Origin of the sequence: Pontibacter litorisediminis (genome assembly GCF_029360645.1) — a bacterium.
Classification (GTDB): Bacteria; Bacteroidota; Bacteroidia; order Cytophagales; family Hymenobacteraceae; genus Pontibacter; species Pontibacter litorisediminis.
Genome location: NZ_JARDUA010000001.1, coordinates 990,967 through 1,017,924 on the forward strand (window position 1 = coordinate 990,967; position 26,958 = coordinate 1,017,924).

Genomic DNA, 26,958 nt, shown 5'->3' on the forward strand with positions numbered 1-26,958 from the left:
AGGCCCTGCCGGAAACAGAACAGAGCCCTTATTTTACAATGTTGTAAAATAAGGGCTCTGCACCTGTTAACCTTTTGGTGGCGCCTGCTTAAGGCCCTTTAGTTAATTCCACCCGCCACCTAATGCCCGGTAAATGTTTACCTTGGCATTCATTTGCTGCATCTTGGTCTCAACAAGCTCAAACCTCGACTCCAGCGCATCGCGTTGTGTCATCAGAACTTCCATATAGTCTGCCCTGGCTGACCTGAACAGGTCGTTTGAGATAGCGATCGACTGGTTGAGCGCCTCTACCTGCCTGGATTTTAGATCATAACTCTTTTCGAGGTTGTTGATCCTGGACAGTTGGGTAGCCACTTCCACGTAGGCGTTTAGCACAGCGCGCTCATAGTTATAAACCGCCTGTAGCTGCTTTGCATTTGCGCTCGAGTACGTTGCTTTTATAGCATTCCGGTTGATTAAAGGAGCTGCTAAATCCCCTGCCAGCGAGTACAGCAACGACTCTGGCGTTTGGAGTAAGTAAGCCGGGTTGAAAGCCTGAAAGCCTACCCCTGCCGTAATGCCTATCGAAGGGTAAAATCTGGCTTTGGCCACCTGCACATCCAGTTTGGCGGCAGCCAGATCAAGCTCAGCCTGTTTAATGTCTGGGCGGTTTTGCAGCAGTTGGGCAGGTATTCCCGCCTGAACAGGCCCCGGCACCAGATCCAGGAAGCTCTGCTCGCTCCTTTGGATAGGCTGTGGATAGCGGCCCACCAGGAAGTTGATCCTGTTTTCTGTTTCGGTGATCTTCTGCTGGATGTCATATTCCAGGCTTTGGGTGCTGAGCACTTCTGCCTCAAACTTCCGCACGGCCAGCTCTGTTACCCGCGTAGCCTGCTTCTGGAGCTTTACGATTCTCAGGGCGTTGCTCTGAAGCTCGATGTTCTGCCTTACGATCGCCAACTGGCTGTCGAGCGCCAGCAATTCATAGTAGGAGTTCGCAACCTCGGCAATCAGGTTGGTGACCATGAAGTTTCTGCCCTCTACAGAAGACAGGTACCTGGCTACCGCCGCCTTTTTAGCGTTGTGCAGCTTGCTCCAGATATCCACTTCCCAGTTCGCATACAGGCCCACCAAAAAGTCCGGCAGTGGCTCCGGCATCTCCTTATCCGGTTTAATGTCGGTGGTAGCCTCCATGGCCCCTATGTTGGTGTAGCGCGCCCTTTTGTCGACCCCGGCCCCTGCCCTCACACCTACAAACGGCAGGTACTCGCCTTTGCTGGCCCTTACCTCATTCTGGGAAATCTCGATTTCCTGTAAGGTAATGTTCAGCTCCTGGTTGTTCTGCAAGGCCGTGTCAATCAGGGCGCTCAGGTACGGGTCTTCGAAATACTGCTTCCACTGCACCTCAGCCGTGTTGGTGGTGTCCTGCGAGTTGTTGTAACTCGCAGGCACCGCCGTGTTCACTGATCTTTCTACCACAGATGGAGTTTTGCAGGCCGTAAAGGCTAACGACAAGCAGGCTACTCCTACCCATTTATATATTTCTCTTTTAAGCATGGTGGACATAATCTTCAGTTAAAGGAACTTCATCTTCATCTTGGATCAAGTGGCGACCATCTGCCAAATGCGCGAATATGTAGTACAGCCCAGGCACGATGATGACGCCGAAGACTGTTCCGAACAGCATTCCTCCCAAGGCAGAAGCACCAATGGTCCGGTTGCCGATGGCTCCTGCACCAGTGGCGATGATCAGCGGTATCAAACCGGCGATAAAGGCAAAGGAAGTCATCAGGATCGGGCGGAAGCGCACTTTCGCGCCTGCTATGGCGGCGTCAAAAATAGTGGCTCCTTCCTGCCGCTTCTGAACGGCAAACTCCACGATCAGCACGGCGTTTTTGCCCAACAGGCCAATCAGCATGATGAGCCCTACCTGCGCATAGATGTTGTTCTCCAGCCCCATCAGTTGCAGCAGCATGAAGGAGCCGAACACTCCCACCGGCAGTGAGAAGACCACTGCCAACGGAATGATAAAGCTCTCGTACTGCGCGGCCAGCACAAAGTATACAAACACCACCACAATCAGGAACACGTAAAGCGCCTCATTGCCCCTGCCGGCTTCATCATACGATAGGCCTTCCCAGGCAATGTCGTAGCCGTTGGGCAAGGTCTCTTTGGCCACTTCCTGTACTGCCTGAATGGCATCGGCCGTCGTATAGCCTTTGGCCGGAAGCCCTTGAATGGCGGCCGAGTTATACATGTTGAAGCGGGTAACTTCGTTAGGGCCCTGCGTCTTCTTAAGCTTCATGAATGCAGAGTAAGGCACCATTTCCCCGTGGTCGTTCCTGACATAAAGCTTCAGAACATCAGAAGGCATCCTTCTGAACTGTGGGTCAGACTGCACATAAACCTTGAAGAACTGATTGAATTTGATGAACCCTTGCTCGTAGGTACTACCGATCAGAATGTTAAGGTTTTCCATGGCATCCTCAATGGACACCCCTTTCTGCATGGCCAACTTGTTGTCTATCTCCAGCTCGTACTGCGGATAGTTGGCCGCGAAGAAGGTAAACAAGCCTGTCAGCTCTTTGCGCTTGCTCAGGTTATCCATGAACTCCTGGTTTATCTTATCAAACTCATGGTAGTCGGTATCGGTGTTTTTATCCAGCAAACGCATCGAGAAACCGCCTGAGGAGCCGAAGCCAGGAATAGCCGGTGGCTCGAAGAACTCGACAATAGCCCCAAGGCCTTTCGATTTCTCCTCCAGTTCCTCCATAATTTCCTTCACGTTATGATGACGTTCCGACCACGGTTTCAGGTTGATGAGACAGGTACCAGCGTTGGAGCCACGGCCTTCGGTCATGATCTCGTAGCCTGCCAGCGAGGACACGGATTCGACTCCTTCAATTTCCTCGCATATTTTCTGAAGCCTTTGGGATACCTGGTTGGTTTTTTCCAGGGTAGAGCCCGGAGGGGTCTGAATAATGGCGTAAATAGTTCCCTGGTCCTCATTCGGGATAAAGCCTGCCGGCAGCACCTGGTTTTCGTAGAAGATGCCTAAGCCAAAAGCCAGTAAGATGCCGAACGTAAGCCATTTTCTGCTCACGATGTTTCTCAGCAGGCCAACATACCTTCCGGTCAGTTTATCAAACCCACGGTTAAAGCTGTCGAGGGCCTTGGTGAGCAGGTTTTTCTTCCTTTCTTTTCCATGGTGGTTCTTTAACAGCATAGCGCACAATACCGGGGTAAGCGTGAGGGCTATCAAGGCCGAGATCACGATAGAGCTGGCCATGGTGATAGAGAACTGGCGGTAAAACGTGCCTACCGGACCCGACATGAACGAGATAGGCAGAAACACCGACACCATAACGGCCGTGATGGCGATAATAGCCCCGCTGATCTCTCCGAGCACTTTTTTAACAGCATTGTAAGGCGAGAGGTGCGGTTCTTCCTCCATTTTGGCATGGACGGCCTCTACCACCACAATGGCGTCATCCACCACAATACCGATGGCCAGCACCAGGGCAAAAAGCGTCACCAGGTTAATGGAAAGCCCAAAGAACTGGATCACGAAGAAGGCCCCGATCAGGGACACCGGTACCGCCAGAATCGGAATCAGCGTGGAGCGCCAGTCGCCGAGGAAAATGAAAACAACGATGGCAACAAGTATAAATGCGTCGCGCAAGGTATGAATCACCTGCTCAATGGAAGCGTCCAGGAACTGAGAAACGTCATAGCTGATCTTGTAGTCCATTCCCGGGGGGAAGTAAGGGCGCATTTCCTCGAGCTGGGCTTTCACGTCTGCAATCACATCGCTGGCATTACTGCCATAGTTCTGCTTCAGTACAATCGCGGCCGATGGTTTGCCGTCCAGGTTCGAGTAGATATCGAAGAACTCACTGCCCAGCTCAACGGTGGCGATATCCTTCAGGTGGATGCTCTCCCCTTCCGCATTGGCGCGGATGATTACCCCCTCATACTCTTCCGGCTTGTTATACCGGCCCTTGTAAGTCAGCACGTATTCCAGCGACTGGGCCGCTATGCCGGAGCTTTGGCCCAGCCTACCAGGGCGGCCAATGATACTTTGCTCGCCCAGCGCCTTCATTACCTCATCTACCGAGATGTTATAGGCACGCATGCGGTCCGGGTTCAGCCAGATACGCATCGCATACCTACGGCTACCCAAAATCTGCGCCCGGGCCACCCCTTTGATCCGTTGGATCTCCGGGATCATCTTTACGGTGGCGTAGTTGAAGAGGAACTTCTCATCCATGCTTTCACTCTTGGAGTAGAGGTTCACGTACATCAACATACTTGGCTGAATGGGCGTGATCACCACACCTTCGCGCTGAACCAGTTCCGGCAACAGCGGCATTACCTGGTCCACCCGCGTCTTCACCCGCACTACTGCATCGTTAGGGTCTGTGCCCGGATCAAATATCACCCGAAGGGTAGCCTCACCGGCACTAGTGGCATCCGTGGCGATATACCGCATGCCCTCAACCCCGTTTATTGCGTTCTCCAGCGTAATCAGCGTAGAATTTACCAGCACATCGGCACTTGATCCCGGGTAGGCAATAAAGATGTTAACAGTTGTGGGGGCAATCTCCGGGAACTGGGAAATAGGCAGCTTCTTGATAGCCAAGGTGCCTACAAAAACAATCATGACCGATATCACAATAGCGAATACGGGTCTATGTATGAACTTTTGAAACATGTCTTCTGCGTTTAGATGAGCGATCTATTCTGCATATAGGTCTAGCTGAGACAAGACGGTGTTGGGCTTTAAGAACTTGTATTGTACTTTCTCGTTTTCCCGTACAAGTCGCAAGCCCTCCAAAAGGATCTTGTCATCCTCCGCCAAGCCATCCTGCACCACGTAAATGTGCGGAATCTCTGCTCCGATGGTGATCTCCCGCGACCTTAACACATTGTTTTTATCCACCACGTACACATATTTCTTGTCCAGAACCTCAAAGGTGGCCTTTTGGGGAATCAGCAGCGCATTCTTAAGCGGAATACCCATGCGGATATTACCGGTCTCCCCGTGTCGCAGCAGCCCGTCCGGGTTCGGGAATGTGGCCCGGAAGGCAATGTTTCCGGTTTCGTTGTTGAATTCGGCTTCAATGGTTTCTACCACGCCGGGGTGGTCAAACAGCTTGTTGTTAGCCATCAACAGGTTCACCCGCACAGCGCTATCCTGCTTTGTCTTGGTTCTGTACTCCAGGTACTCGGCCTCCGGAACATTATAGTACACCCACATTTTGCTGTTGTCAGACAGGTTCGTAAGCAGGTCGCCCTCCTCTATAAGGCTTCCCTGCCTTACATGGAAGCGGTCGATGATGCCATCGAAAGGGGCCCTGACTTCAGTGAACTGAAGGTGAACCTTGGCTAGGGCTACTTCGGCGTTGGCCTTGTCTAACTTGGCCTTGGCCATGGCCAGTTCGTTGGGAGCCACGATGTTGCTGTCGGCGAGCGTTTTCGTGTTCAGGTACTCAATGCGGGCGAAATTGGCCTCGGCCTGTGCCCTTTGCAGCTCGGCTTCGTACAGCTTAGGCATGATCTGAAACAAGAGTTGCCCTTCTTTCACAAACTGCCCCTCATCTACAAAAATCTTCTGCAGGTAGCCTCTTTCCTGGGCTCGTAGCTCAATATGGCGTATGGAGCTGATCTGGCTCACGTAGTCTTCCGTTATGGTCGTATCCATTTTCATGGGGCTGGTGACCAAGAGCTTTTCCTCGCTCTCCTTTATTTCTTCTCCTTTGGATGATGTACAACTTGATTGGCACAATAAGACACACAATCCCACAAGCATGAGATTTCTCTTCATGATCTTCATGACGGCTTAGGTTAAAATGATGAACTTTTGTTGATGAAATGGTTAAAGAGGAGTAACCGCAATACACCTGTGCAGCCATTTGCCTATGCCATGGATGCCGGGGTGTAAAGAAGTATAACTAAAAGGAAGGCAGGCAGCCGTAGCGGAGTTGCTTCTACGTCGTCTTCAGCTCAGGATTAGCACCCAGAAAGTCCTATCTTCCGCCCTACTTCTCATTGGAGGGGGAACATAAGAGAATAAGAGATCCTGCTATACTTTCTGGTTCGGCACACAAAGCCAAAGCCCGAAGTACGGTTACAGCGCAGAGTCCAGAGATAGTGCCTGCCTAGGCACTAGATCATGTCCTGAAAACCTCGAACAGGAGGTATCTTTTATGAGATAAGGAATAGGAAAAGTGCTTGCAGAAGAGCAAGCCAATTTTAATGTGGCGGAAAAAGTAAGCGAGTACTAAGGCAAGAAAGGCAGCAGTTAAGTAGTTCTTGTACCAAAAGAACCTTTGAGACGAAATAAAAGCATAATCTTCCTCCGTGATGTCGGTTGCCTCTACCTTAAACCCTTTCTCCGGGTCAGATGAAGCAACCTTACGGTCGAAGGACTCGCTGTTGGGTAGGGCGCTAACGCTGCCATGCGCGGCACCCTTGCGTACGAGCTCTGCCTTGGTGAGGTGATGTGGATGGAAATGGCTGTCAAACCCTGTTTGGGCATACAACTGGCTGTAGAGGCACAGCAGTAGTATGCACACGCACGTAAGATATTTTAGGAATGCCTTTACCATCGGGGCGCAAAGCTAGTTCACAGAATTTACACACACAACAGCTGGAGTGAAAATTATGGGCGCAAGGGATTCATATATTTCAAAAGATAATCCAAAGCCTCATCCTGCTGTTTTCAATTAACATCTAAAACAGATGGGTGACGTTCGTCATGTAGATGGGTATAATCAAAAGGTGCATCTATCCTTATTTCATCGTTTCGGGAGGAAGCAAGATTAGTTCTCATACAGAATGCAGTTCGATACGGTAATAAAAAAGGAGTGGGCAGAAAACTTCTGCTCACTCCGTCTAACAAACAACCTAACCTTAAACTGTAACTTTTTCTCTTTTTTTCTCTGATTTGCTGTAGGCCAGATAGTATACCTGTGGCAGCACGATCAGAGACAGAATCATGCAGATCATCAAACCTCCTACAATCATGATGGCAAGCGGCTTTTGAATCTCCGAGCCCATGCCTGTGGAGAGTGCCGCAGGCAACAGACCTGCCGATCCCATGATAGCGATCATAAACACAGGTCTGATCCGGCTGTACACACCCTCTGAAATAGCCTTCTGAAGCGATACCCCCCTGCGCAAGTAGTCCTTCATCACGGCGATAAGAATGATTCCATCGATGGTGCCCACCCCAAACAGGATGATAAAGCCTATACCAGCCGATATGCCAAAGGTAGTACCTGTGAGCCACAGCGACAGGAAACCACCAATGAAGGCAAACGGAATGGTGATGAGCGAAATAACCGTGTCTTTGAGGTTACCGAAGTTGACGTACAGCAGGAAGAAGATCATCAGGAGCGAGATCGGCACGATGTAAGCCAGGCGCCTGGTGGCCCTCTCCTTGTTCTCGAACTCCCCTGCCCACGTTAAGTCATAGCTCTCCGGAAGCACGACCCGTTCCTCCACCCGTTTCTGTGCCTCTTCTACCGTACTGCCCAGGTCACGGCCGCGCACCGAGAAACCAACGGCGATGTAACGGCTGCTCCCTTCGCGGTAAATGAAAGCCGGACCAGTAAAGAAGCCTACGTCAGCGATCTCGTACAGCGGAATCATAGAGCCGCTGTTGGCCGGCACGAGTATGTTCTTCACCTCTGCTTCCGATTTTCTGAATGGCTCCGCATAGCGCACCCGCACATCAAAGATGCGCTCGTCTTCATAGAACGAGGTGGCAGCTTTTCCGCCGATGGCCATTTCGATTACAGCCTGTGCATCGGCCATACTTACCCCGTAGCGGGCCATTCTGCTTTCATCCAGCTTAATGCGCAGCTCCGGCAAACCAATGTTGCGGTAAATGTTCAGGTCTTCGATGCCCTCCACATCTTTGATGGCGGCTGCCACCTGGTCAGCGGTGCTCTCCAGTTCAAAGAGGTCGTTGCCGAATATCTTCACCACCAGCGAGCTCTTCACCCCAGATACATACTCTTCCACGTTGTCCATGATAGGTTGGCTGAAGCCAAAGGTAACCCCAGGGTATACGGCCAGCGACTGTTCCATTTCAGAAAGCAGGTCCTGTTTCGACAACTTGCGGCTCCAGTCACTTTCGTCCTTGAGCTGCACGTGGAACTCAATATTAAAGAAACCGGTCGGGTCGGTGCCGTCGTTGGGGCGGCCTGTCTGCGTCAGTACAAAAGCGACCTCGTCAAACTCCCGGAATTTGGCTTTCATCTCTTTGGTCAGCTTCACCGACTCATCCAGGCTCACACTGTTCGGTAGGGTGGCTCGTACGTACAGCGCTCCTTCGTTTAGCTGCGGGATGAACTCGGTGCCCAACCGGCTAAAGCCAAAGCCGCAGGCAATCAGCAACCCACCGAACAGCGCGATAGTCAGTTTTTTGTTCACCGCACCCAGCTGGTACAATTTAAACAGGATGCCACGAATGAAGTTGGTGATTGGGTTTTCGCGGTCAACCACGTTCTTGTTCAGCAGCACCTTGCACATGGCCGGCACATAGGTCAAACTCAGCAACACAGCACCAATTAACGCATAGCCCAAGGTAAAGGCCAGTGGCGAGAACATCTTACCTTCTACTTTCTGGAAGGTGAAGATCGGCATCAGCGCCACGATCAAAATAATCTGAGCAAAGAAGATTGACTTTGCCACAGAGCGTGTCTGGTTTTTGATGATACCCAGCTTGGAGATTTTGTTGAAGCGCGGCATACCCAGCTGGTGCGCCCGTTTATCCAGCCCCACAAATACGTGCTCCACCACTACCATAGTACCTTCCAGCAACAGGCCGAAGTCTACTGCACCAATTGAAATGAGGTTGGCTGGCAAGCCCTGGATGCGCAGCATGACAATAGCAAACAGGAAAGCCAGCGGGATAACGGAGGCTACAATAACTGTGGTGCGCCAGTTAAACAGGAAGATAAATACCAACACTGACACCAGTATGATACCTTCCACCAGGTTGTGTGTCACCGTGTTTACTGTCTTATCAACGAGTATGGTTCTGTCGTGGAACGCCTCAATCTTCACATCGGAGGGCAAAATCCTAGTGTTCAGCTCCTCTATCTTGTCCTTCAGCCTTTCAATCACGTCGCTTGGGTTCTCCCCGCGCAGCATTATCACGATGCCTTGCACCAGGTCATCGTCCTCGTCTAGCCCTACCTGACCCAAACGCGGCTTGGCAGAAATCTTCACATCGGCTACATGCTTGACCAGCACCGGCGTACCGTTCACATTCTCGATCAGGATGTTCTCAATCTCGGCCACACTCTCTAACAAGCCCACGCCACGCACCACATATGCCTGATCGCCTTTGTTGATCACATCGCCGCCTACGTTGATGTTGCTTTTCTCTACTGCCTCAAAAACATCCAGCGGCGAGAGGTTATAGTTTGCCAGTTCTACCGGGTTTACCTGTATCTCATAAATCTTCTCCTCCCCGCCAAAACTGATCACTTCGGCAATGCCTGGCACGCCTACTAACTCCCGCTCTACTACCCACTCGTGTATAGCCGTCAGGTCGCTGATATCTCGCGATTTGCTTTTGAGTACATAACGGAAAATTTCGCCGGTAGCGCCGGAAGGTGGCTCTACTTCTGCCTCTGCTCCCTCGGGCAACTCTATACTTTGCATGCGGTTCGAGGCATACTGCTGGGCATAAAAATCATCCACATTTTCGTCGAACAGCACCGTTACCACCGACAGTCCGAAAAGTGAGGTGGAACGAACCTCGGCCTTGCGCGGTATGGTGTTCATCTGGCGTGTGATAGGCAGCGTGATAAACTTCTCTACCTCCTCGGCACTGCGGCCGGGCCATTGGGTAATGATGCGGGCCCTGGTATTGGTCACATCCGGGAAAGCCTCAATGGGTGTGTTGATGTAACTTATGATTCCCGCCGCCACCAACAGCGCCGTCAGGAAAAAGACGATGATGTGGTTTTTAAGCGAGAACGATACTAAACTCTGAACAAATTTATCCATGTCGTCTGTCTGTGCCCCTCCCTTTAGTTCTGAATCTGGTTATAGATGAGCAGGTGGTTTTCGGTCACTACCTTGTCTCCTGCTTTCAGGCCTTCTTTTACCGTCACAGCGTTTGCTGTCTGGTACACAGGCTCCAGCTGCACTACATCAAAATTGCAGCTGTCGCGGTACACCACCACCTGGTGTTTGGAATTCGAAAAGATCATGGCTTTGGCCGGAAACGAAAGCAGGTGCTGCTCCTTGTCCTGTACGATATTGTCCTGTGTTACCGACACGTTCACGAACATCTCCGGCTTTAAGAGCAGATCGCGGTTTTGGATGCTGATGCGCGCCTTCAGCACGCGTTCTTCGGTGTCAAAAGTATTGGCCAAACGATCTATCTTCCCTTTGAATACCTGATCGGGATAAGACGAGGCTCTCACCTCTACCTCCATACCCTGCTTCACGCTGCTGAGGTTACCGGCATACACATTGGCCATGACCCATACCTCTTCCAGGTCCGAGATGGAAAACAGCGGCTCATCCCCTGCCTCAATCTGCTGGCCGCTCACAATGTTTTTCGACACCACGTAGCCACTAAACGGAGCCCTGATAATAAGCACCCCGCGCTCCAGGCTACCACCGTAAATCCCTAAGTTCTCCTGCACTTTGGCAATCTCCAGTTTGGCCATCTCCACATCCTGCTGCGCCTCTATCAGCTCGCGCTCCGATGCCACGCCGTCCTCGTACATTTCCTGTGTCGCCGAGAGCTGGCGCTGTGCCAGCTTTAGCTGTGCCTGGGCGGTGCGAAGATCTGCGTTCAGGCTGCTTAGCTCCGGGCTGCGCACTTCCAGCAGCACCGTGCCCTTCTGCACATAGTCGCCAATAGAGAAAGTAACCTTCGACACCACACCATCCAGCAATGGCACAAAGCGGTAGTATTTCTCCGGGTTGCTCATCACGCGGCCGGTTAGCTGAATGTGGTTACTTTCAGAGGCTGGTGTCACGTCGGCCAGTTTTATACTTTTTGCCAGCTGCGCCGGCAGGCAGTAGCCTTCCGTTGTTTTAGTAGCTTCTTTTTCTGTTGCGTCGGTGCTCTGGCAAGCCGTAAAAAAAACGGCAAAGCAGGCAGCGGCAGAAAGCTTGTTTAATTTTTTGATATAGTATGAGCGGATCATAAGTCGGTTCCGGTTAATAGGTTGAGTTCTTCTTTTTTAGATTCTAGGCTTCGGATAGTATCAAAGTATAGGAGCTTGTTTTCTTTGAAGGCGTCGAAGAAATCGAGAAACTCCAGCAGGCTGATGTTTTTGCGCTGAAAGTTGCGGCTTACCCCTGCCAGCACATCGTCTAATTCGTTGATGTAGTTTTCATCGATAGACTGGTAGAGATCGGCCAGCTGTTGATAGTCCTGGTACGTTTTAACCACTTCGTTCTGGGCCTCACTTACCCGAAGGGCGTGCAGGTGCTTGCTTTGCTGTACCCGTGCCTGTGCCGCTTGTATATTACCCCGGTTGCGGTCGAAAAACGGGAGATCCATAGACACGCCAAATCCTATGAAGTTGAGCAGGATGTTGCCGCCACGGTCGTAGTTGGTGTTGAACTTTAGATCAGGCACCCGCATGGCGCGCTCCAGCGTGTGCTCCGCCTCGCTCACCCGCAAGTCAGAGGCTGCCACACGTACCGTGGGGTTTTGTGCTTCGGCCAAGGCTAACAGCCTATCGAGCGGCTGGTTCAGGAGCAGAGACTGGCCAGGTAGCGGACCTGCATCCGTCAGGAACAGCGTCACGTTAGACGGCAACATCATCAGCGACTTCAGGTCTTTCTGCGCCTCATTGCTCTCCTCCAGCGCCTCCTTCAGTTCGGCTCGCATGGAAAGGTCTAGTGCCTTTATGCGATAGAAATCTGCCTTGGAGATGTTGCCGTTACGCAGCTGTGCCTCCTGTGCCCGTATCAACTGAGAGAGCACGTTCTGCTGCCGGCGTAGCAGGCGCACGTTTTGCTGGTGGTAAAGCAACTCAGAAAGCTGCGTTCTGAATTCGGCTTTCAGCGAGAGTAGCATTTCGCTATAGGCTGTTTGGGCCAGCTCCCGGTTTGCCACTTGCAGCGAGATGTTCTTTTTGCGCTTGCGGGCAGTTTGCACCAGTTGCTCCAACTGCACCGAGAATTGCCTGTTTTTACCGAACCGGTCTCCGAACAGCGGCGGCGCTCCTTCGCCATTGGCCAACTGGTGTGGTGTTGCCCAAAAATTCACTTCGCTGATTTCCAGCTCGGGGTTTGGCCAGGCCTTTGCCTGTAAGATCAGGGCCTCTGCCTGGTCGATGTTTAGCTGCTCGGCAATAAGAGCCAGGTTCTTTTCCAGGAAGATGGCCTCTGCCTCCACTCTCGTAAGAGCGAGGGTATCTGGTTGCTGCTCCTGTGCCTGCGCCTGATAAGCAGGCAAAAGCAATAGCAACAGGAGCCATGCGGGACAAAAGAATAACTTTAATGTCATGGTAGGCGGATAGCTGTTTGTATTGATTTACAAAGCTATCGCGGCAACATTAAAGGCTTCTTTGGCTAAGATTAGAAGTAGATTAGAGAGAGATTATTTTATGATTAGGCCGCAGGGAATACCAGTTTCACCACCGTGCCATGTTCAGCAGCCGAAGAGATGGAGAGGCCGATGTGGCAGAATTCGGTAATGTGCCTGGTAAGCGACAGTCCGATTCCGTGCCCGGGCCGGAGGTATTGTGTGTTGCTGCCCCGAAAAAAGAGGTCAAAAACCTTGTCTTGCTCATGCTCGGGTATGCCTGGTCCTTTGTCCTGTACCAACAGCATGAGCTGCCCTGTTTCAGATAGCTTAACCGTGATGGTTACCTTCCGGTCATCCGAAAACTTCAGGGCATTATCAATGATGTTGGTAAGCGCCGTGGCAATGAGTTCTGGATGCGACCGCAGTTGCATCACCTCACTTTCTTCCACCTCCATCTGCGTCTCCACTTCGGCATCAGGATACTTGAAGTAAAGCTTTTCCAGTACCTCCCATAGAAGCTCGTCGAGGCGGAAAGAGCGAAGCGTGGTTTTCGGACTGTTATTGTTCAGGCCGCTAATCAGCAGAAGCCCCTCAACAACAGAGTTAAGCTCGGCTGTGCTTTTAGCAATTTTCCTTATTACCTGCCTATACGCATCAGCGCTTTGCTCTCTTTCGAGGCTTAGCTCAGCTTCGCCTAAAATGGCGGCAAGCGGTGTTTTCAGCTCATGAGAAACATTCTTTAGAAACTGCTTCTGGTTATTTACCCCTGATTCTAACCTGTCCAGAAAAGTATTGAGGGTAGCGGTCAACTCGCTCAGTTCATCACCAGGTTGGTTTCTTTCGGGGAGGCGGGAGTTCAGGTTTTCGGTGGAGATGGAGTTTACTTTCTGCAGGATGGCAGAAAAAGGCCGAAAGGTGTTTCTTGCCAGCAGCACGTTCAGCACATAGGTGATCAGGATGCCAACGAGCAGCAGGCAGATAAAGACTATACTTAAGTTCTGCAGTCCGGCCTGGCCGGCTTTGTCTTCGCCTGAGCTGACAACCACGAAATCCCCTTGGTTATCCTCGTAGTAGATGCCGGCAAACTGCCTCCCCTGCACCTTAAAGTTATACTTGCCCTTCTGCCGAATACGCTGCAGGAGTTGCTGGTCTACGGGAAACGAGGCTATTTCCGGCACGAAAGCATTATTACCGGCAGCGTCATAGATCTGAAGCGTTTCGGTGTCGAGCGTGTTCAGGTACCTTTGCTCATACTCCTGGTACTTCCGTTTGTTCAGTTCATCCTTCTCCAGGAAAATAATGGCAGAAACCAGGGCGCGGTTTTCCAGTTTGCTGTAAAAGGCGTTTAAAGTATAGTTCCTGTAAAAGTAGAGGGTACTGCCCAGCACGAGCAGCAGCGTAATGGCACAAACCAGCGTGGAGCGTAAGGCAAGTTTCTGTTTAAGATTCATCCGATTTCTGAGCCAGCATATAGCCCCGGCCCTTTATGGTGTGTATCAACTTAAACGAAAAGTCTTTATCTATTTTATTGCGCAGGTAGTTAATGTATACATCCACCACGTTGGTGTTGGAGCTGAAATGTATATCCCACACAGCCTGTGCTATCTCCACCCGCGACAGCACTTTCTCCCTGTTCCTCAGGAGGTAGAGCAGCAGGTTAAACTCCCTGGGTGTTAAGGTGATTTCTTTGCCTGCCCTCTTAACTACATTCTGCTCCACATTCACCTCCAGGTCGGCATACTTGTCGGCTTCAAAAACTCCCTGCTCCAGCTGCTTCCTTCGGATGTGCGCGTTAATGCGGGCCAGCAGTTCCTTAAAATGGAATGGCTTCGACATAAAATCATCCGCGCCGGCCTCTAAGCCCTTTACTTTTTCCTCCGGGTCACCCAGGGCACTTAAAATGATGATGATAGAGGCAATGTTGCGTTTTCGGGTGATCTTGCAGATTTCGAAGCCGTCTATGCCTGGCAGCATGATGTCCAGTATCACTACATCGTACTCGTTGTTGCTGATCTTGCGGACTGCCTCGTATCCGTCTGCTACCTGGTCTACCTGAAAGCCTTTGTCAGACAAACCTTCCTCAATAAAAGAGGCGACACGGGCATCATCTTCAACCAAAAGGCACTTCATCATAACAAAGGTTATCTATTTCGTTAGCGAGGTAAAGCTACTATATCCCTCCGAGAAATACATAAATTGTACGGCAGGTAAGCAAAAGCTGCCTGCTCCACAGCAAACAAGCTTACATAAAGTATGCTTATACTTAAAACTTACATCTCTGAAGCGACTATACTTGCCGGTTATACTTTGAAGTATAATTTACCCTTGTGAGCAGGGTTGGAGGTAGTATCGTGCACCAGGAACACCCTACCAAGTCATGAGGCGTGCTTTGGTAGGTTGGCTGATCGCACCTAACAAGAGGCTAGGAAAAACAAAAAGCCGCTCCTGTAGATAGAGCGGCTTTTTGTTTCTGCCAGCAAGTATACTGCTAGCTTACAGCAGGTTATTGATGCTTGACACAAATATCTCGTGCAACTGCTCCGGGGTCATGATATGGCCCTGCTTCTGCTCCTGACTAGCTGTTTGATAGCCAAGTTGCGCGGCGGCCATACGCTGCTGCGGCGTACCATGATGTCCATCGCTTGTGAAGCCACAGTCCCCGATCTGGAAGTAAAGGGTGAAAAACTGCTCCACACGCTTCCAGTTATAGGTGGCACCACGCTTATGCGTCATATAATAAGCGGCCATAAAATCGGCCTCCAATTCGGTGTAGCGTGTAGCCTCCGGGGCGTTATCAGCAGCGCCGTTCGGGTACCAAGCGGTATAGTTGTCAAATTGAATCTGGTGTGCCCACTCGTGCGCCAGTACGCCTGTCCAAACAATATCTTGCGCCACGCCGGCTTCAGACAGCATTTTCACCAATCCATCTCCTATCACAATAAGGTTGCCGCTGGTGGCAAAACCGTCAACCGAAAAGAAAGGTGACTCCGGTAAGGTAGACATCATGCTGTTTATTCCCATCAGCATGTCAGCGTATGCATATGCATCCTTCTCAGTAGGAAAGCCAGTATAATACCTATACAAAATAGAGGCGACTTTGTCCCTGTCGTTTAAGGTGGCGTTGTGCTGGCCGTTCACGCGTATCTGCCCCGGCATGTTCCAGAACTTCTCCAGTTCAAGCTTTCGCTTGGCCATGAAATCTGTGTATTCTCCCTGCTCTCCAAAGTATTGCTGCGGAGTTCTATCGAAATAGGCTGCCACAAGGTTGATATCCATGTACAGGCTGAACAGGTAGTTGGCAGTTTCCCCTCCAAACACAGGCACGAGTTCCTGCCCCAGCATGCGGATGTACTTGTTCTGAACGGATACAAACTCAGTAGGCCCACACTCTGTTGCCTCCACAGCATTATTTATTACAAAATAATCCCGCAGGTTCTCACCAATAAACTTCAGTTCAGCAGGATCTTTAAGTGCTACCTGTTTGGTGATGTTGGTACCCTGGGGGGCAGCTACCGAATTTTGGCTAACAGCACTTGCTGCCATAGTTGTATCCATCTCTTCCATAGTGTTATCACAGGACACAGTGATAAAACCTAGCGCTAGGCAGCCTAGGGCAAACTTGAGTGACTTCATGTAAGTGAGATTAAAGGGTTAGTAAAGATTAGCTATATTATATTTCCATGACAATATGGGAACATCTAACGAGGCAAGCAAGTAAAAGTTAAATAAAGTACAAGATATTTTTACTTTTGACTAGTATCATAAGTAGTCCGGTCACGCTGAAAATGGTCATATTAGTCCTCTTTGGGTACTTTTGTTACCTCTCCTGCCGTACACCAGTTTGCCTACTTCGGCACTTTGTATTATAAGCTACCGACGCACCTCCCTATCTGGTTCCTTTTACATGGTACTCTGCCTCTGTACTAGCATAATTGAAGCGTTTCCTGGATCAACCAGGTGGCAGGGAGCCTATAAGCTGGCTCCTATACCCATATTCCTATATAAATCTGACGGGAAGTTATATCAGGGCAACGGCGGTACATGCTACACCGTAAATCTGAGCTCACAGTTAAAACACAAGTGTAGTATGTCTTATGTTTTTCAGGATTGGGCGGCCAACCAAGGCAACCTAAAAGGACGGCTCGTGATGATGCTTTTCCGCCTGGCACGCCCTGCCTCCATCAATAAATTCTTCCGTATTCTTTGGCTACCGTACCTGGCGTTCTACAAGTTCTTTGTAGAATGGGTGCTGGGCATAGAGCTGCCCCACTGGACAAGCGTTGGCCCCGGAATGGTGCTGGGCCATGGGCAGGCGCTGGTGGTAAACGGCTGCTCTATTATCGGCAAAAACTGCTTTATTCGCCACTCTACCACTTTAGGCAACATCCGAAAAGCGGATGGTTCCTACTCAGGCTCCCCGGTTATTGGCGATAATGTGGAAATTGGCTCCAACGTATGCATTATCGGCGAAGTCAGGGTAGGCAACAACGTGAGGATCGGTGCGGGCTCGGTAGTGGTGAAGGATGTCCCGGACAACGCGATTGTAGTGGGTAATCCTGCGCGGGTCATCAAAATAGTAGCCCCCGATGCAGAGCATACACCGCCTCGCCCTCAGGAACCGGCTGAAAACGCACCTTTACCAACGGAGCAGCAGAGGCGCCCCATGAGCGTTTAGTATACTAAGGTTTACTGCGGAATCTTAGCAATCAGTTTCTGTATGCCTTGGCTAATGCGCCGTTGCAGCTTCTGTGTGTTGTCGTCTGGAATGGCGCCTTCTGCCGCTCCCTGCCACACGAGCTCGTTCCGGGCATTATCGACCAAGTGTAGTGATAGGGTGCCTTCGTTGTAGCGGCGCACTTCCACTTCCTCGCTTTTCCAGGTGTAGCGGCGCTGCCCCATGTAGTACGGCGGGTCGGTTAGGATATTGGTTTCACGGGTCTGCACTTTCTCGGCTACCACTATTCCCAGATTTACCTTTAGCTCGGGGCTCGACGAACGGCGGGTTAACCCGCGCTGCTGTAACTGCTGTGCGATCTCCTGCTTTACATATTCGAGTTGCCGGTTATATGGCTCCAGTTCCATACCACTGGCATCTACTTCATAAAAATCGAATGTTTTGTAACTCGAGAGCTGAAAGCCTTCCTCGGCCTCGGTATCCAGCACCCTTACAGGAGAGCAGGCAGCAGCCACCAAAGAAAGGACGCTAAGGAGGAGCAGGTGTATTTTTATTGTCTGTTGGTTCATGGCGAGTTTAACTTTTAACAACTATACGCCTCATCCAAGCCAGCGTTTGCTATCAGGTATGGCGGCCTGATTTGTGCTTGCGGTACTAGTTCTACCTCTTTGAAGAGAGACCCTTAAAATTTCAGACGGCTAACCATTGCATATTTAATGTTGCCGCCTTAATTTGCTGGTCAAAATCGGGGTGTAGCGTAGCCTGGTATCGCGCCAGCATGGGGTGCTGGAGGTCGTGGGTTCGAATCCCGCCACTCCGACAATTTTAAAGGCCTTTTACAGCGTGTAAAGGGCCTTTTTATTTATTAACTACTGACGCAAAAGTGATCCTAACTGACGCAGGTTTTGAGGCAAAACAGCCCCTGCGAGTACTGCAAGCCACTTTTACCATCTTCAAACATCTAAAGTGGAGCTTTTCATCCCGCCACTCCCATCGAATTTCCAGGCAAACATCCCCTTCTTTAACTGATTCTTACTATATTCATTCTCTTAAAGTAAGAGACATCCACAATGCGTATGAAGTACAGATAGAAAGAGTAGATACTTCTACCATTCTCAAAATTGACGGTTATTGTAAAACGATACCCAGAATAAATGGAGTACAGAGAAATCAAACCCTGCCAAGAAGTAGCACCCTTTATTCACTCTTATTGGGAGTTGAGAGGAGATAAATTCGATGGACAATGGGAGCGAAATTTTCCTGATGGCTGTGCTGGATTAGTAATGAATTTGGGTACTACTTGTCTGACAGACAACGGCTCGGTTTCTATGGTATTTGGGAAAACTTATGTAGTTGGTGCAATGACCTCGTTTAAGGACAGCTATATTGACAGCGAGACACATTTATTAGGCGCTTGCTTCAAACCTGCAGCTTTTGCTACTTTCTATAACTATGCTCCACAAAATGAATTGATTGATAATACAGTTGAATTTGAAAAGCCCAACTCATTTAACATTGATAAGGTTCTCAACAACCCCTTCGATTATCTCAACCAATATTTTATCAACAGAAGGAAAGGCCAACACCACCCGTTACAATCTGCTATCGATGACATACATTTAACAAACGGACAAATCAGCATTCACGAGCTAGCTAAACGTAACTTCACAAGCGTAAGGCATCTGGAGAGAAACTTCAAGAAGCACGTTGGATTATCACCGAAAGCATATTCAAATATTATTCGCTTTCAAAATGCTTTAACCCTCATCAAAAATTCTTGTGGAGATCGTAGTCTCCTGGATATTGCTTTTGAATGTGGCTATTATGACCATTCGCATCTCACCAATGAACTCAAGCGAAACACGGGACTTTCACCGTCACAGCTTTAGTATGTCGCATTTCTACAAAGTGTAAGCGGTTGTACGATAGTAGTTTTGCATACACACTAAAGCTCAAAACAAATGCGAAAAATCTCACTATTTATTGCTGCAAGTTTAGACGGTTACATTGCGAAACCCAATGACGACCTTAGTTTCTTAAAAATTGTTGAAAAAGAAGGCGAGGACTATGGCTATGCGAAATTTACAGACACAATCGACACCTTAATTATTGGTAGAAAAACCTATGACTATGTGCTTAAAGAAATCGGGCCATTTCATTATGACAACGGACAACGGGATGTTTATGTCATAACCAGAAACGAAAGAGCGCCAGTAGGCAGAACGACTTTCTATACAGGGGACCTGACCAAATTAGTTGAACGATTAAAGTCTGAACAAGGAAAAAACATCTATTGTGATGGTGGTGCAGAAGTTATAAATGAACTATTGATGCACGATTTAGTAGATGAGTTTATTATTTCGATTGTCCCCATCCTACTAGGTAACGGAACAAGACTTTTTAAAGACGGAAGACCTGAGCAAATACTTGAATTTATCACAGCAAAAACATTTGAAACAGGATTAACACAACTGCATTATAAGAGAAAAAAATAAGCAGCTAACCGCCCACACCTGTTTGCAAAAAGGGGACTGAAGTACTTCATTAAGCGTTAGTCCTTTTTGTGCTTTTGAGTCAGGCTGAAAAATAATGCATCTAATTACCACCCTAAGCGAAGCCAAAAATCACCTTGCGTCACTTCCTGCGTCAGTAGCGTTTGCGTCAGAATCTGCGTCAGTTGCAGCCAAAAACATCGAAATTTCAACGGAAACTAACTTTTAACCAGCGCTTTTGAGGCATTTTTGCAAAGCTAGATTTGGTGGTATTTGCGTTCGAATCCCGCCACTCCGACTACTAAAAAAGCCTTTTACAGCGTGTAAAAGGCTTTTTTATTGATAAACTACTGACGCAAGACGTCCAAAAACTAACTTAAGCTTCCGGTACAAAACAGTCTTATAGCTCATTTTAAGAGTGTTTTTCCTTTCATATTTAAAGCATTATTTAGCCCGCCACTCCTGTAGCATTTAAAAGCAAGCCTTCCCTACTATAATTATTTCTTCCTATATTCATTCTATGAAAGTGAGGGATAACCACACTCCACATATTGTATAGATAGCAGGTGTAGGTACTCCCACTATACTCTAGTTGTACAAAAATGAAATCATAAAAAATAAAATTATTCCAATATGGGAAAGCATAAAATGAACCGTAAGAGCTTGCTCCCACACTTTGTTATTCCTTACCATATGAGGATTACATTATTATTAGTTACTGCGTGTCTTTTCAATTACCCGTCACCCTTATTTGCGCAGACTAATTTTACAGGTAGTTGGGGAGGTGACATAATGATAGGCTCTACAAAATATCCTATGATTTTTCACTTCCAGAATGGAGCCCAGGCCAAACCGAAAGTGTTATTTGATATGCCCTTACAAGGGATTCATAGCAATCAGGCAAAAATCACTCATGCCGAAGACAGCATACGCTTTACCATTGACACCTTTGGCGGTTATTTGATTTACACAGCCCTCTATAACGCTGAGGCAAAGGAATTGAAAGGAACCATCCTAATGAGTGGATCGAAGTTTCCGCTGCAGATAAGTCCTATTGACGTTTTAGGTTCAATGCCACACCGCCCCCAAACGCCGCAGCAACCCTATCCCTATCAGGAGTGGGACGTGGAGTTTTCAGGAAGCAGCCTTGGTGTGAAGCTAAGCGGAAGCATCACTGCCCCAAAGGGAAAAAAGAAGGTTCCAGGGGTTGTGCTGCTCTCAGGCTCGGGTCCACATAATCGTGATGCGGAGCAGTTTTACCATAAAACATTCCTGGTGCTGGCAGACGAGCTAACCCGGCGTGGGTTTGCGGTGCTGCGCTATGATGAGCGCGGCGTAGGAGAGTCTACAGGCAGTTACCACGGCACAACCATTTACCAGTTCTCCCAGGATGCAAAGGCCGCTGTCAAGGCTTTACGTTCTGAACCTCGTATAAATGTTAAGGATGTATATATAATCGGTCATAGCCAGGGCTCGCTAGAAGCTCAAATCGTGGCGGCGCAGGATCCTGCTGTGGCCGGGTTAGTACTACTTGCAGGGTTGGGGCTTAATGGCATTGAGTCCAGTAAGGCACGATACCGCTCCCTGCTGCGGGTTCGCGGTATTTCCGAGGAGAAAGCCAAAGCGGACCTTTTCCTTAGAGACAACTCCTATGAAATAGTTGGAGGTGCCCCCGATAGCGCAACAGCCGTTGCGAGGCTAAAGCAATGGCACAAAGAAGTGGGTATCGACTCTGAGAACAGAGAGGCGTTTTACATTAATCCATACGTGGAGAGATGGCAATATGACTTTCTTCATATAGATCCTGGCCCTTATCAGCGCCTGATTAAAGTGCCAGTCCTTGCTATCAGTGGAAGCAAAGACTCTCAGGTGTCTGTTGAGGAAGAGTTTGAAGCAATGAGAACAGGATTAGAGGCAGGCGGAAACAGTAACTTCAGGTCTGTGATATTGCCAAATGTTAATCACTTTATGCAGACTGCTACGAAAGGAACCTATGATGAGCTTTATACACTGGAGGAGACTTTCTCTCCTGAAGGGTTACAGAAAATAGGAGATTGGCTCGAGGGGCAGACAAAGAGTAAGTCGGTTAAAGCAAGGAAAGGGCAATTGCAGAGATAGAGAACAACTTTATACAACACAGTCCTTGAGCAAAGCTTCGGCTGCACCTCGCTCACCTAATGTACCAAACCTTTAAAAACTAACTTGCGTCACTTCCTGCGTCAGTAGGGCTTGCGTCAGTATCTGCGTCAGCAGGAGTTAAAAACCTTAAAATTTCAACGGAAACCAACATCTAATCAACGCTTCTGAGGCATTTTCACATAGCTGGATTTGGTGGTATTCGCGTTCGAATCCCGCCACTCCGACCAAACAAGCCCTCTGCAAAAGCAAGGGCTTTTATTTTACCCCGCCACTGTCTCGGCCCGCCATGGCAGTCACCTTGCTGTTTACCTTTCCGGCTTTGCCTCGTATGCATAGGGCTATGCGGATCTATCTGCATAGCACTTTTTATATACATTAACCTGTACTTCGGCATACATTTCTTACCTTTATCCCAAAGATATGTTCAGCCCAATCATTAAACTTGAAAGAAGTATAACCCCCTACACATACGTATGAACACAATAGCGCAAATACTACAGAATAACAAACAACCAATACTCGAGAAATGGATGCAAAACCAACTGGCAGACGCATCGCTTCGCGACGATTTGATCTCGAATGAGGAACTGCGCCGGCAGTCTGATGAGTTGCTTAACGGGCTGGCCCGTGCCACAGCAAGCGGCAACATTGAGAACATCTATGCACCGGAGTATGAGCAGGTAACGGATATCCTAACCGATATTTCCATTACCCGTGCCCGACAGGGCTTCAGCCCACGCGAGACAGGCATGTACGTCCTCAGCCTGAAACAAGCCATCAGCCAGGTGCTGGAGGAGAAGTATAGTGATAAGCCGGAAGAGCTATACAAAGCGCTGCTTACCGCTACCAACCTCCTCGACGGCCTGAGTATGGTCACTTTCGAAACGTATATCAAAGGTCGTGAGGAGGTGATCCTGCGCCAGACAGATGAGATAAATGAGATCTCCACCCCGGTAATTCGCGTGTGGGAAGGTATCCTGGCGCTGCCAATTATCGGTACGCTAGATAGCGCCCGCACCCAGATCGTGATGGAGAACCTGCTGCAGGAGATCGTGAATACGGGGAGCAGCATTGCCATACTGGATATTTCCGGCGTGCCGGCGGTAGACTCGCTGGTAGCACAGCACCTGATCAAAACCGTGAGCGCCACCCGTCTGATGGGTGCCGAGTGCATCATCTCCGGTATTCGTGCCGAGATCGCACAAACCATCGTGCACCTGGGTATTGACCTGAGCAATATCAAAACCAAAGCGAGCCTGGCCAGTGCCCTGCAGCTTGCCTTTAGCATGCGTAATGTGGAGGTGGTAAGAAAAGCAAATAAGAACACAAACTTAAACCTGAGCCGATAGTATAGTAGCATGGATAGAATTCCAATTCTAAAGATGGGGCCGTTCCTGCTTGTAACTATACAAGTGGATTTGTACGACCGGCTTGCCCTGACCCTGGAAAATGACCTGATTAGCATGGTAAGTAAAACAGGGGCAAGAGGCGTTCTCATCGATATATCAGCAGTAAGTATTGTAGATTCCTTTATGGGACGCATTTTGGGCAACATCGCCTCTATGTCTCGGATAATGGATGCTGAAACAGTTGTGGTGGGCATGCAACCTGCCGTGGCTATTACACTGGTGGAGCTTGGCCTTACCCTTCAGGGCGTGTACACGGCCCTGGATGTGGAGAAAGGCATGGAGCTGTTGCAAGAGAAGATAGGCATCTTGGAAGATTCCGAAAAAGACGAAGAGGAGGCCCCGGATGATCGTAATGACTAAAGACACGATGCAAATCGTGCGGGAGCAGGATGTCGTGCCTTTCCGGAACCGTGTGCGGGAGCTAAGTACCAAAATCGGGATGAGCTTGGTAAACCAGACAAAACTGATAACAGCGGCCAGCGAGCTCGTCCGGAACATGCTTAAGTATGCCAACGGCGGCAAGGTACTGCTGGAAACCATCAGTAAAAACGCGCAGGCCGGCATCCGGCTGATCTTTATAGACGAAGGCCCTGGTATAGCAGATGTGCCACAGGCTATGCGCGATGGCTTCTCCACCGGAAAAAGCCTTGGTCTGGGGTTACCCGGGGCAAAGCGCCTCGTAAACGAATTCGACATCAAGAGTACACCCGGCCAGGGCACCACTGTAACCATCATCCACTGGAAGCATGGACGTTAAACAGCACCAGCGTTTTCTGATACCCGATAAGTCGTATGCCAGCATAGCGAAACGCGACATTGCGCGCATAGCAGAGAGTGTGGGCATGTCGGCTAACGAGGTGGGCAGGCTGAACATAGTGGTGGCGGAGATGGTGTCTAACCTTGCCAAGCATGCGGCACAGGGTGGCGAGTTGCTGGTGCGCCCACTGGGTGCGCCGGCAGACGGCATTGAGGTAATTTGCCTCGACAGCGGCCCAGGCATGGCAGACCCATCTAAGATGCAGGAAGACGGTGTGTCTACCTTTGGGTCGGCAGGCGAGGGATTGGGTGCCATCAAAAGGCAATCCGACATGTTTGAGCTGTACTCGCAGCAAGGCGTTGGCACTATTATTCTTTCCAGGGTATATAAGAACCCTAAATCGGTAAAGCAGCAAACCAAACTGCACGATATAGGATATGTGCTGGTGCCTAAGCCGAAAGAGACCCTTTGCGGCGACGGCCTGGCGATCATTGAAAAGGAAAAGGAGCTATACTTACTGGCCCTGGACGGCCTGGGCCATGGGGCAAACGCCCACGAGGCTGCTCAACAGGCCGTTCAAGCGTTTACCTCCTCTCCTGCGCTGCTGCCTACCGATGCACTACGCCTCGTTCATCAAAGTATAAAGCGTACGCGCGGGGCGGTTGGCTTTGTAGCCAACATTAGCGCTAACAGCTGGCGTATGAGCTACTGCGGCATTGGCAACATAGCCGGCAAGCTGTATACTCCGGATGCCTCTTTTAGTAATGCCCCGTATAAGAACATGATCTCTTACAACGGCATACTTGGGCACAACATCCCCACCACCCTCAACAACCAGGAACTGGAGTGGGGCCGCCACCGCATGCTGATTCTCCATTCCGACGGGCTCAAATCGAGGTGGGACCTGAGCCGGTACCATGCCCTGAACCGCTATTCGCCGACTACCGTGGCAGCCTTGCTCTACAAAGACAACAGCCGCCAAACTGATGACACAATGGTAGTAGTATGCCGAAGTAAACAGTAGTTTCCTATGCAGCGAGCTATACTCAAAATAGATATCAACAACGAGCTGGACGTAGTGCTGGCCTACAAGCGCGCCATGCAGCTTTCGGAGCGGCTAGGCTTGCAGCAGGCAAACCAAACGAAGTTCGCTACGGCTGTGTCGGAAATATGCCGCAACGTGATTGAGTACGTGGGCAACGGCACCATTCAGTACAGCCTGGCGGAAGTTGCCGGCTACAAATACCTGGAGGCGCTTGTGACGGATCGTGGGCGCGGCGTTGGCAACCTGGAGCTTATACTTGCCCGCACCGAGTACAACGATAAAAGCACCCGTGGCACCGGCATCCTCAACTCCAGAAAGCTGGTGGATCTATTTGATATGGAAAGCGATTCTGAGCGCGGCACCCGCGTTCGGCTGGGCAAGAAACTACCACAAACAGGCCCTTCCGTTTCCCGCGGCACGCTGGAAAGATGGGTAGAGGAATTTGAGCACGATTCTGATATCTCGCCTTATGCTGAGATAAAGCATCAAAACATGCAGCTCCTGGAGGTGCTGGAGCAGCTACGCATGCGAAACCTGGAGGCAGAACAACAGCTGCAGGAGATCCGCAGGTTAAATATGCAACTGCAGCAGTATAACCAGGAGATTAACCAGCTGCTGGAGGAGCGCGAGAAGAAAAACCTGCTGCTGCAGGAGGTAAACCAAAGCCTGGATGCCTTTGCCCACACGGTTTCACATGATCTACGTGCCCCGCTGCAAAATATAAACGGCATCACCACCGCCCTGGAGGCCTGCCTGGAGGCGGGCCAGCTGGAGGAAGCAAACTATGTTTTGCCAATGCTGCGGCAGCAAACCCAGAAAATGGACCGCCTGATTACGGGCATACTTGCCTACTCGCTGGCCGGGCACCACAACCTGCCTAAAAAGGCGCTCGACCTGCAGGTACTGCTACACCAGGTTATCTCCTCGCTTAATGTGCCGTCCTCTTTTGTGATACAAGTACAGGATGGGCTGCCGGTGTTATATACCCAGGAGGTGTACCTTTACCAAGTGTTCAGCAACCTGATCGGCAACGCCATCAAATACCACGACCAGCCAGAGCAGGCACAGCTGCAGGTAGGCTATACTTTGGGGAGCGATTGGCTGTACTTCACTGTAGCAGACAACGGCCCAGGCATTGCTCCCAGGCAGCAGCAGCAAATCTTTAACATGTATGAAAGAGGGCAATCTTTTGTGCAACCCGATAGCTCCGGGCTAGGACTCTCTATTGTGCGCAAGATTGTAGAGGAGAAGGGCGGAAAGGTATGGGTGGAGTCCGATGGCCGCGGCAGCCGCTTTTCCTTTACCTGGCCCAAGGCAGAACTGATACAGGAAAGTAGTTAATAAAAAAGGTGCTGTTTGAAGCAGCACCTTTCCTGGTTATTTATTCTTGTTAAAGAACTCGGTCATGATCTCATTTACATCATGCTTCGTCAGTGCCTTCGAGAAATGCTTCTTCACCTTACGGAAGGACTTGAGCCTCTCCAGGTCGTAAAAGCTGGCGGAGGAGGTAAGCATCAGTATAATCACCGGGTCTACCTCATCCGGAGAGAGTTTATGGTACTCCTCCAGGAAAGAAAACCCATCCATTACGGGCATCTTAATATCCAGGAACACCAGGTTTGGGCGCTTATACGCTGCGCCAGCCCCTGCCCCTTCTGTCTTTGTAAGGTAATTTAAGGCCTCCTTCCCATTCTTCAGAGTCTTAATCTCTTTTGCTACCTGCATCTCTTTCAGCAAACGCTCGTTCAGGTAATTGGTGGTATCATCGTCATCTACCAGCAACACCAGATCCAGAGGGTAACCGTAAGGCTTCACCAAGCTGCTCATACTGCCTTATATCCTTTCAAATTTTAACCTGACATCAACTTAAAGTCACAAATGCAGGCGTTTTTGTTTAACTTTTGCGAAGATCGCATAACTGCTGTTAAAATCAAACACCGGC

Annotated in this window: 21 protein-coding genes and 1 tRNA gene; 10 read left to right on the forward strand and 12 right to left on the reverse strand. The window is 49.8% G+C overall.

What is annotated here, in order from left to right:
- Window positions 1-102: 102 nt before the first annotated feature.
- From PXG97_RS04285 to PXG97_RS04330, 10 genes are all read right to left on the reverse strand, one after another.
- Window positions 103-1,536 (reverse strand): TolC family protein, encoded by a 1,434-nt coding sequence (locus tag PXG97_RS04285; RefSeq protein WP_276496480.1) that lies wholly within the window; start codon window positions 1,534-1,536, stop codon window positions 103-105.
- Window positions 1,529-4,693: an efflux RND transporter permease subunit gene (locus tag PXG97_RS04290; protein ID WP_276496481.1), complete on the reverse strand. Its 3,165-nt coding sequence runs from the start codon at window positions 4,691-4,693 to the stop codon at window positions 1,529-1,531. The genes PXG97_RS04285 and PXG97_RS04290 overlap by 8 nt, the downstream gene beginning before the upstream one ends.
- Before the next feature lie 24 nt (window positions 4,694-4,717).
- Complete coding sequence (locus PXG97_RS04295) at window positions 4,718-5,806, reverse strand: efflux RND transporter periplasmic adaptor subunit (protein ID WP_276496482.1); 1,089 nt, start codon at window positions 5,804-5,806, stop codon at window positions 4,718-4,720.
- A 346-nt stretch (window positions 5,807-6,152) separates the two neighbouring features.
- The gene (locus PXG97_RS04300; protein WP_276496483.1) at window positions 6,153-6,557 is read right to left on the reverse strand and encodes a hypothetical protein; all 405 of its coding nucleotides are present in this window, start codon (window positions 6,555-6,557) and stop codon (window positions 6,153-6,155) included.
- A gap of 337 nt (window positions 6,558-6,894) precedes the next feature.
- A complete protein-coding gene (locus PXG97_RS04305) occupies window positions 6,895-10,008 on the reverse strand; it encodes an efflux RND transporter permease subunit (RefSeq protein ID WP_276496484.1) in 3,114 nt (1,037 codons plus the stop codon).
- Between the two features lie 23 nt (window positions 10,009-10,031).
- Window positions 10,032-11,165 (reverse strand): efflux RND transporter periplasmic adaptor subunit, encoded by a 1,134-nt coding sequence (locus PXG97_RS04310; RefSeq protein WP_276496485.1) that lies wholly within the window; start codon window positions 11,163-11,165, stop codon window positions 10,032-10,034.
- Window positions 11,162-12,478: a TolC family protein gene (locus PXG97_RS04315; protein WP_276496486.1), complete on the reverse strand. Its 1,317-nt coding sequence runs from the start codon at window positions 12,476-12,478 to the stop codon at window positions 11,162-11,164. The genes PXG97_RS04310 and PXG97_RS04315 overlap by 4 nt, the downstream gene beginning before the upstream one ends.
- A 104-nt stretch (window positions 12,479-12,582) precedes the next feature.
- Window positions 12,583-13,950, reverse strand: coding sequence for a sensor histidine kinase (locus PXG97_RS04320; RefSeq protein ID WP_276496487.1), 1,368 nt, complete (start codon window positions 13,948-13,950; stop codon window positions 12,583-12,585).
- Complete coding sequence (locus PXG97_RS04325; protein ID WP_276496488.1) at window positions 13,940-14,632, reverse strand: response regulator transcription factor; 693 nt, start codon at window positions 14,630-14,632, stop codon at window positions 13,940-13,942. Before PXG97_RS04325 ends, PXG97_RS04320 begins: the two co-directional genes overlap by 11 nt.
- 360 nt (window positions 14,633-14,992) lie before the next feature.
- Window positions 14,993-16,063: a M48 family metalloprotease gene (locus tag PXG97_RS04330; RefSeq protein WP_276496489.1), complete on the reverse strand. Its 1,071-nt coding sequence runs from the start codon at window positions 16,061-16,063 to the stop codon at window positions 14,993-14,995.
- Between the two features lie 523 nt (window positions 16,064-16,586).
- Between PXG97_RS04330 and PXG97_RS04335 the strand changes: the two genes are divergently transcribed.
- Window positions 16,587-17,174 (forward strand): serine acetyltransferase, encoded by a 588-nt coding sequence (locus PXG97_RS04335; RefSeq protein ID WP_276496490.1) that lies wholly within the window; start codon window positions 16,587-16,589, stop codon window positions 17,172-17,174.
- A gap of 11 nt (window positions 17,175-17,185) precedes the next feature.
- Here the strand turns inward: PXG97_RS04335 and PXG97_RS04340 are convergent, their stop codons facing one another.
- Window positions 17,186-17,743 (reverse strand): DUF4136 domain-containing protein, encoded by a 558-nt coding sequence (locus PXG97_RS04340; protein WP_276496491.1) that lies wholly within the window; start codon window positions 17,741-17,743, stop codon window positions 17,186-17,188.
- A 177-nt stretch (window positions 17,744-17,920) separates the two neighbouring features.
- Here PXG97_RS04340 and PXG97_RS04345 point away from each other — a divergent pair.
- The 9 genes from PXG97_RS04345 to PXG97_RS04385 all read left to right on the forward strand — a co-directional run bounded on the left by PXG97_RS04345 (window position 17,921) and on the right by PXG97_RS04385 (window position 26,357).
- Window positions 17,921-17,994, forward strand: a tRNA-Pro gene (locus PXG97_RS04345).
- Between the two features lie 334 nt (window positions 17,995-18,328).
- Window positions 18,329-19,063 carry a helix-turn-helix transcriptional regulator gene (locus tag PXG97_RS04350; protein ID WP_276496492.1) on the forward strand — a complete coding sequence of 245 codons (735 nt, stop codon included), beginning with the start codon at window positions 18,329-18,331 and terminating at the stop codon, window positions 19,061-19,063.
- Window positions 19,064-19,135: 72 nt separating this feature from the next.
- Entirely contained in the window at window positions 19,136-19,669 is a 534-nt protein-coding gene (locus PXG97_RS04355) for a dihydrofolate reductase family protein (RefSeq protein ID WP_276496493.1), read from the forward strand.
- A gap of 630 nt (window positions 19,670-20,299) precedes the next feature.
- The gene (locus tag PXG97_RS04360) at window positions 20,300-21,784 is read left to right on the forward strand and encodes an alpha/beta hydrolase family protein (protein WP_276496494.1); all 1,485 of its coding nucleotides are present in this window, start codon (window positions 20,300-20,302) and stop codon (window positions 21,782-21,784) included.
- A 494-nt stretch (window positions 21,785-22,278) separates the two neighbouring features.
- The gene (locus PXG97_RS04365) at window positions 22,279-23,154 is read left to right on the forward strand and encodes an STAS domain-containing protein (RefSeq protein WP_276496495.1); all 876 of its coding nucleotides are present in this window, start codon (window positions 22,279-22,281) and stop codon (window positions 23,152-23,154) included.
- A gap of 9 nt (window positions 23,155-23,163) precedes the next feature.
- Complete coding sequence (locus PXG97_RS04370) at window positions 23,164-23,574, forward strand: STAS domain-containing protein (RefSeq protein WP_276496496.1); 411 nt, start codon at window positions 23,164-23,166, stop codon at window positions 23,572-23,574.
- On the forward strand, window positions 23,567-23,971 hold the full coding sequence (locus tag PXG97_RS04375; RefSeq protein ID WP_276496891.1) for an anti-sigma regulatory factor: 405 nt from the start codon (window positions 23,567-23,569) through the stop codon (window positions 23,969-23,971). Before PXG97_RS04370 ends, PXG97_RS04375 begins: the two co-directional genes overlap by 8 nt.
- Window positions 23,961-24,995, forward strand: coding sequence for an ATP-binding protein (locus tag PXG97_RS04380; RefSeq protein WP_276496497.1), 1,035 nt, complete (start codon window positions 23,961-23,963; stop codon window positions 24,993-24,995). Before PXG97_RS04375 ends, PXG97_RS04380 begins: the two co-directional genes overlap by 11 nt.
- A gap of 6 nt (window positions 24,996-25,001) precedes the next feature.
- Entirely contained in the window at window positions 25,002-26,357 is a 1,356-nt protein-coding gene (locus PXG97_RS04385) for a sensor histidine kinase (protein WP_276496498.1), read from the forward strand.
- A 36-nt stretch (window positions 26,358-26,393) separates the two neighbouring features.
- Here PXG97_RS04385 and PXG97_RS04390 read toward each other — a convergent pair whose 3' ends face one another.
- The gene (locus PXG97_RS04390) at window positions 26,394-26,843 is read right to left on the reverse strand and encodes a response regulator (RefSeq protein WP_276496499.1); all 450 of its coding nucleotides are present in this window, start codon (window positions 26,841-26,843) and stop codon (window positions 26,394-26,396) included.
- Window positions 26,844-26,958 lie beyond the last annotated feature (115 nt).